This is a genomic window from Pseudoalteromonas sp. SR45-5 (assembly GCF_014163565.1).
Lineage (GTDB): Bacteria > Pseudomonadota > Gammaproteobacteria > Enterobacterales > Alteromonadaceae > Pseudoalteromonas > Pseudoalteromonas distincta.
In genome coordinates, this window is the sequence record NZ_JACJDN010000169.1 from 1 (window position 1) to 6939 (window position 6939).

Consider the following 6939-nt stretch of genomic DNA (forward strand, 5'->3'; position numbering starts at 1 on the left):
GGTATTGGTGCCAAGCGCATTAACGACCCATTCCCAGCAGAGTCTGGTTCAGTGCTACCAGCTATAGGATCGCCTGTTTTCTCATAGTTTTTCAGAGCATTAACGACAGTATTACCAATATCAAAACATTTACCATTTACACTGAAAACACCATCTTTCCACCATTTACAATATAAATCCATTTGATCATTAGGATCACAAACTTTAGTACGGATAAGGCTATGAGCTAAGCAATACATCATGCTAGTGTCATCGGTCCACTCCCCGGCTTTCAAGTTAAACGGCCCACCTCCAACAATATCATCAATCGGCTCAAATGTTCCTGGAGCTTTAAACTCAAGCGCTGTGCCTAAAGCATCGCCAAGCGCACATCCAAGTAAAGCACCTCTAAAACGGTTAATGTCATCATCACAATCAACTCCTATACGCTGATAATATTCTTTACATTGCCCATCAGTAGGTCTTGGGACAGCGATACGATAAACATTATATGATGACATCCATTGGGTTTTATGAGGCTCTCTAGAACCACTCATTTTATTTGTCATGAAAGGAAATCGGAGATCATTAGGAATTTTATTTTCCATTTCTAACATTCGAATTATTGCGGAAGAGCTAATTAACTCACCAGAATCATCATAATATTTTTTTTCACTCATTTTAAACCTCTTCCAACTCTATGACGTTTTACCATTTACTTTTTACGATTAGTAACTCTAAATTTAGTTTCCGGCTTAAACAATACGTCTTCCTCATTTGGCTTGTCTAAATTGCTTTATGAACTTTACATACATCATTTAATGTAAGTTCTATTATTATTTTTGTATCACAATCTTTATTCAACAATCCATCGAACATAACAAGTCAACCGGGGACAATACGTATTGGTAATGATTAATACCACCCACTAAAAAATCTCACCTTAACCTTAGTTTATTAAACGCTGTTGCTGTAGTAACTGTAGCGGTTATAACCAATAGTCAGGCTAATAAACACCAACTTAATTTATTATCTATAAATATCAAGATACTTACCTAAAGTATTATCCTCTTTTATAAATTCATATTGTTCTGTATCTCCCCATTCATTACTAACTTCATTTGTATCTGGGTGAAATAATAGTGAAACCCCTGTTTTTGAATCCATGTTTTGATTTAAACCGCGGAAGCTATAATGCTCTAAAGTAGCAATTTTGTATTTTTCAACATACTCACCATTTAACTTAAAAAGCTGAACTTCCATATCGGCATATGCTGCAACAAAAACTAGGTTTAGCTTTTTAGAAAAAACAGCACTAGCATCAAAGCTAAAATTTATTTCAATTAGCTCTCCTTCATAGACCCATGACAAGGTTGTACTAGGTGAGCCACCTTCTGTGTTAAACACTCTTTTTATTTTCATAAATCCTAAACAACTCAATTAAATATACTTTAAAATTTGACTTTTATATGAATCAGGTTTTGCTAACTATTTAAGTATTTACTTTCGTCCATTCTCTGCTAGCTCCAGGTTCATACCTTACAAACCATGGGTTTGGTTGTTGCTCTGCAGGTATAAAATTAATGGCGTTAGGGGTTTCAAATACACCTACAGGCTGCCCTTTATCTTTCAGACAAACAAATTGCCCATCAATTAATTCGAATATACCTTGCTCACCACCGGCAAGAAAAATGCGCTCGTCTATTGCCCCAACCCCATACCATGAATATTTAGCAGACCCAATATCTGTGAAGCCATCATTTGCATTACCTACTAATAAACAGCCACTTCGACCAGTAATAAAAACCTTGTCTCGTGAAAGTACTTTTACATCGGTAAACGCATCTTGTTGGGGAATGCCTGAGGGTAAGTTTATCTTAGTCCATTCATTCCCATTGAAATGATGTATGTTTCCATCATAACCAACAACGTATACGTCATCAGAAGCTGAGCCATCTATTGCATTTGGCGCTTTTGGAAGTGTGTACTTAGCCCAAGACTGACCGTCCCAATGAAATGCTGGGCCTGCAAAGGAAGTAACCCAAACATCTTCGTCTGTTGTTCCCCAAATAGCATTTAACTGGCCTTTAAATACTTCAGTAACATTCCACTTAATATCAAAACTACCTGAATTAAATTTTAATCGCTCGAATGGCGGCTGCTTAAAATTAATGCTGGCGTTAGTAAATACGTCACCTTGATCATCTACAACCCATAAATGACCGTTTTCCGATGACCACATAGCATTGAGTTGGAAGTTTATTCCTAGGCAAGTTTGAGTTACCCCTTCCAATGTTAAAGCGACCCCACCGACAGCACCTAATGCATTTGATTCATTGTAATATGTAATAAGCCTATGCTCGCCTAAATTCGAGTAAGTAATGTCTATTATATGAACTATCTCGTAATTATTTCGCATAAAAAAAGCAACCTTTATTGTTAGAACTCTTCATGTTTATCTATGTTTTTATCTTTATCTACATCACCGCCACCAACTAAATTAGACATCGTGGCACTTTTATCAACCCCTGCGCTATCTAAGTAGTTTTCGGCATCTATTCGAATCGCCTTGGCCACTAAAGCTGCTTCCTCTTCTGGGATCCTCGCCTCATATACGCCTGGCACCCTTTCAATTGTCTCCATACTAAGCGACTTTGCCGTCTCACTCTCCATATGATCTAGCCACTCATTTACTGTGGCGTACTCGCCTTTTTGATCAAGCGATTTAGCATAGTCTTTTTCAACATCAGTAAGGTATCTGTGCTCAGTACCTTTACTTTGATCATCAAATACAAAGTATGTTATCGCATCGGCTTCATTATAATTACCAAAGTCTTTGCCTATTGGTGGCCAAAATCACTGTACCACTACAGTAATTGCTCACTTATATTTTTAGCTAGCAACTTACTAAAATCATACAGCGTCTAGGGCTTCTTGAGTCTCAGTTAATGCCTCTTCAAAATCAATAACTAATTCTTCAAAATAAGCTTTATTCTTTCGAGTATCTCGCATCGTCACTTCTCTAAGTATTTGAGTTATCTTGCCAATGTACTAAATCTTTTGGGTAGTATTCATGATCGATAAAACTGCTATCGTCAATATTATATAGCTTAACGACTAAAGCAGCTTCCCAACACCAGTAACCTATATATGCATCAGTATCCATTAAATGGTAATCTGGGCTTCCTTCTAGCTTATACCAAGCCTCTAAATAGGCCTTTACTAAGTTAGGACGTTGCTCTGGCTCACTTTCAATAACTTTATAAAGCTTGCTAAACCGCTTTTTAAAAAGTAATTCTTTGGATACTTCGCGTCCAACATCCCCCATTTCAACTGCAATACTATCAAATAATGAATCAAGACCTTGATTACCAATTAAAGACAACATATTCAGGTAATACTCTTTTCCCATATCTAGGCAGTAAGCAAAACTCAGCCATTTTAAGAAGTCTTCTAAATAGTCTTCACGTATTTCCTCCCAACCTATACGCTCAGCCTGCTCTATATCAGGCAAGGCATCAGCATAGTTCTTTTGCCATTGGCGGTATTCTAGTATTTTTAGAAGATCTGGTTTTAAAAATGATAAATCATCACCACGTGAATACTTTTGATGTAATAAGTACAGAGAGTCACTGACTAGCCTAAATGTACCTTTCATTTTGACTTCAATTGAATCAGTATCATCAAATTTGACTTCCTCAACATCTTCTTCAATACATTCTTTTTTAAACGCTATACGTTCGTCATAATATGCTTTATCTTTTAAGGTATCTCGTAACATGATTTGTTCTCTTATAGCTCAGGTGCTTTAACTATTATTTTTGCATTTTATCTAATTCTTTTACTGACAGGCTTCCATCTTTTTTATTGCGAATTAGTAGTTTTTGGACTCCTACTTTATCTTTCTCCCCCTGTGTCAGGATAGTTGTCGCCTCTAACTTTTAATAGAGGCAGATAAAATGAGACGTCGATTTACACAAGAATTTAAAGTTCAAGCTGTTGAAAAAGCATTATCTCAATGTGATGATGTTCGCCTAGAAGATATTGCGCTTGAATTAGGCATCGGTTATTCAACCTTGCAACGATGGATCGCGCTTGCTAAAAACCATGAATTTGAAACTAAAACTGCAAAATTAAGATGGGTGTCTTTATTATTTGAATTTTTATACATAGAATATGAAAAACTAAAATATTTTTAACTTAGTTTTGAAATTTCTATAAATATCCATTTATAAAACCCTAAATCATCTTCCTCAGGGTTTTGATAAGGCATAACAGCAAAATCATAATTAAGGACAAATATTAATTCTTCTATACTGTACTTGCTTTCCAGTTTATTTTTATAGGCTTGCTTGACCTCTTCCCATAAGCGCATTGCATTATCGGAGTACTTATCTTGCCAGTGCTCTTTCAACAATGCTGAGTTATTATGTTTTAAAGTAAACGCAGAAACACCTGCTCTCGTTAACGAATCAATATTTGGAAGCACTAATAGCGTTTTTGCCCAATACCTAGGGTAACTTTCAGGCAAGCCTTCCCATGACTTTATTTGATTTATAACCTCTATATCAAGATCGTCATATTCTTGACTATCGATATCGAGTGATTTGTACCACGCGAAATCTTCATCATATTTAAAGTCAATTGAGAAGTCGCCTTCGGATGTCATTTCAAAACGCGCTTTATTCCAAGGCACATCGTTTTCATCCTTTTGCATTATTTTATAGAGTGCCTCAAAAGCATCATCACACTCTGCATACTTATTGATACCGTTGATTTTATTCACATTGAAATATTATATATCATCATTAGGGCTGTATTGCTGGTTGGATTGTGTTACTCCATCTGGATGAATTAAAAAAATATCAAACCAAGCGGTATCCCACCTTTCTGGCAAAGCATTAAACATCGCCTGACCAATGTGGCTATATATTTCATCTAACGTTTTAAACATCATTTATCCTAGTTTTTAAATCTAAATGGTGCAGGTTTTCCAGCAACTATGTACTCGCCAAATATTACTTTAGGTGTTGTATTATCACCATCGTATTGTACCAATATTTCTACCTCAACGCTTTTACCTCTATCTAGCTCTTTGCCCCACTCTTTTTCCATTTGTCGCAATTCGCCATAACGATTTTGGTCTTTTAGTTGACCAGAACATTGTGAAGTGGGTCTGCCTACTGCAGTATGAAATATACGTGTAAATCGGGTTGTGAGTTTTAACCAGTTTTCTGGGGATATATTAAGTCTTTCTAGCAAAGAAAGGTTTATATTATCAATATAGCCGCGTTTATCTTCTCGCATTATTTGCCCTGTTAACTCTACAAGTTAAAGGTACGATTTACGCTCAAATAGGGTTTAAATCTACATACCCCATTCAGGCTGCAATTGCTGCTTTATTTATATTCAGCAGGTTTACCATCAATAATCCACTGTGGGATATAGCCATTTTCTACGGTTAAATCATACCCTTTTACATCTTTAGCCAGTACGGCCATTGCTGTTAGAGGGATTGAAATAGCGCCGGCACGATTTTGTTCTCTATCAGCGTTACTATAATATTCTTGATGAAGTAATAGCGCTTTTTTCATGTTTTCATTATAAACATGCTCACCCTCATCACTAATAATTGCCGTAATAACATCTACTAGAGGCCATTTTAATCGACTGGCATATAAATAGGCAAAATCTTCGTAATCATCGGGGTTACTGGCAACTAATGCTTTTTCGATTGCTGAAGCTAAATTTGCACCTGGCGTAAATAGTGCTTTCAGTAAATTAACCAATGCGTAGTCAAATGGGCGGTTTTGCTCACCTAAACTAGCCTCTGCAAAAACGCTATTATCAATCGTTATTAAAAAATCAATCGCGAGTTTATTACGCAATATAATAGCGCTGTATAAAGCAGGGAACCAGACTTCAACCTTAGTTGAGAAATCATCAGCCTCACCTATAACCTCTATAAAGTCATTGTCGTAAGCTACTATAAATGGTTTACCTACACTTGCGTTACTCTGAAATGCTGCTAAAGCCATTTGCTGTCCGCGTGTTAAATAAAGCCATGCGTTTTTGCTATTTGGATTCTCTACCGCCTCTAAAGGAAAAGCCCTAATGAGGTTTCGCTTAAATTCTTCATGAAAAGACATACCACCGCCTGCTTTTATAAGAAAGAGGCTATCCTCGTCATCTTCAATATATTCCTCAACCATATCATCATAAGAAATTTGGCCATAACTATAGTGACTTTTTATCATTTTTTACCCTTTAAACTTTTACTTTAAACTTTGTAACTTCAATAGTTTTCTTCATTCCACTGTCATTGGCTTTTTGCTTAACACTGTACCACTACACACCAATATACTTATTTACAGGAGCTTTAGGCGGACTTAACTTAGCATTTACTCTTGAATATTTTTGCGCTCTGTGAAATGTAATGAAATTAACCAAATACCCACTCTAATTGACCAAACCAAACTGTGATACTGAATTTACTTTTTAAGCTAACATTTTATATTTATGGCTAAGTTACCATCATTTAATCCATTAAATGGGTGATTATTACGCTTGCATTTAGATAATTCACATGAAAAAACTGCACCATTGCAGTATAAGCACAGACGTCAATACAAAATACCTTAGCTAGCTAACGGCGTTTCTCTTCAAACCGCCCTATGCGATGCTTGTAAGGCTTGCCTGTAAAGTAGTCTCTTCCACATAAAAAATGCACGGCGCACGTAACGCGAAATACAGTGGTACTAATTTGTATCAAACAAACTTACTTGATGATTTCATGAGGTTGCCATAAAAACTGCCCGTTTTACAATTCTAAAAGCGTTGTACTTAGTTCACACAGCGTGAATATTAATGTTGGTGTCTAGTTTATTCTTTGTTTTTAATGATTGGGTTATTAGGATGTGGCATGAGAGTTACCTCTTATATATTTTAATTTAAAGATTC

Annotated in this window: 9 protein-coding genes and 1 pseudogene; 1 reads left to right on the plus strand and 9 read right to left on the minus strand. The window is 36.1% G+C overall.

Annotated elements, in window-relative coordinates; translation table 11 throughout:
- From H5072_RS08385 to H5072_RS08405, 5 genes are all read right to left on the minus strand, one after another.
- Nucleotides 1-659 (minus strand): ADP-ribosylglycohydrolase family protein (locus tag H5072_RS08385; protein WP_259395905.1); only part of this gene is annotated, 659 nt, incomplete at its 3' end.
- 349 nt (nt 660-1008) lie between these two features.
- On the minus strand, nt 1009-1401 hold the full coding sequence (locus H5072_RS08390; RefSeq protein WP_182693240.1) for a hypothetical protein: 393 nt from the start codon (nt 1399-1401) through the stop codon (nt 1009-1011).
- Nucleotides 1402-1471: 70 nt separating this feature from the next.
- On the minus strand, nt 1472-2398 hold the full coding sequence (locus H5072_RS08395) for a hypothetical protein (RefSeq protein WP_182693241.1): 927 nt from the start codon (nt 2396-2398) through the stop codon (nt 1472-1474).
- Nucleotides 2399-2418: 20 nt separating this feature from the next.
- Nucleotides 2419-2652 (minus strand): hypothetical protein, encoded by a 234-nt coding sequence (locus H5072_RS08400; RefSeq protein WP_182693242.1) that lies wholly within the window; start codon nt 2650-2652, stop codon nt 2419-2421.
- Between the two features lie 349 nt (nt 2653-3001).
- Complete coding sequence (locus tag H5072_RS08405) at nt 3002-3760, minus strand: PoNe immunity protein domain-containing protein (RefSeq protein ID WP_182693243.1); 759 nt, start codon at nt 3758-3760, stop codon at nt 3002-3004.
- Between the two features lie 178 nt (nt 3761-3938).
- Here H5072_RS08405 and H5072_RS08410 point away from each other — a divergent pair, with 178 nt between their 5' ends.
- Nucleotides 3939-4178 (plus strand): transposase, encoded by a 240-nt coding sequence (locus H5072_RS08410; RefSeq protein WP_182693244.1) that lies wholly within the window; start codon nt 3939-3941, stop codon nt 4176-4178.
- Here H5072_RS08410 and H5072_RS08415 read toward each other — a convergent pair.
- The 4 genes and pseudogenes from H5072_RS08415 to H5072_RS08430 all read right to left on the minus strand — a co-directional run bounded on the left by H5072_RS08415 (nt 4175) and on the right by H5072_RS08430 (nt 6236).
- Entirely contained in the window at nt 4175-4765 is a 591-nt protein-coding gene (locus H5072_RS08415) for an immunity protein YezG family protein (protein ID WP_182693245.1), read from the minus strand. The genes H5072_RS08410 and H5072_RS08415 overlap by 4 nt on opposite strands.
- 9 nt (nt 4766-4774) lie before the next feature.
- Nucleotides 4775-4936, minus strand: a complete 162-nt coding sequence (locus H5072_RS08420; protein ID WP_220488557.1) for a hypothetical protein — start codon at nt 4934-4936, stop codon at nt 4775-4777.
- A gap of 5 nt (nt 4937-4941) precedes the next feature.
- A pseudogene (locus tag H5072_RS21555) lies at nt 4942-5334 on the minus strand (DNA/RNA non-specific endonuclease); the annotation flags it as partial.
- 44 nt (nt 5335-5378) lie between these two features.
- Entirely contained in the window at nt 5379-6236 is an 858-nt protein-coding gene (locus H5072_RS08430; RefSeq protein WP_182693247.1) for an immunity 49 family protein, read from the minus strand.
- Nucleotides 6237-6939 lie beyond the last annotated feature (703 nt).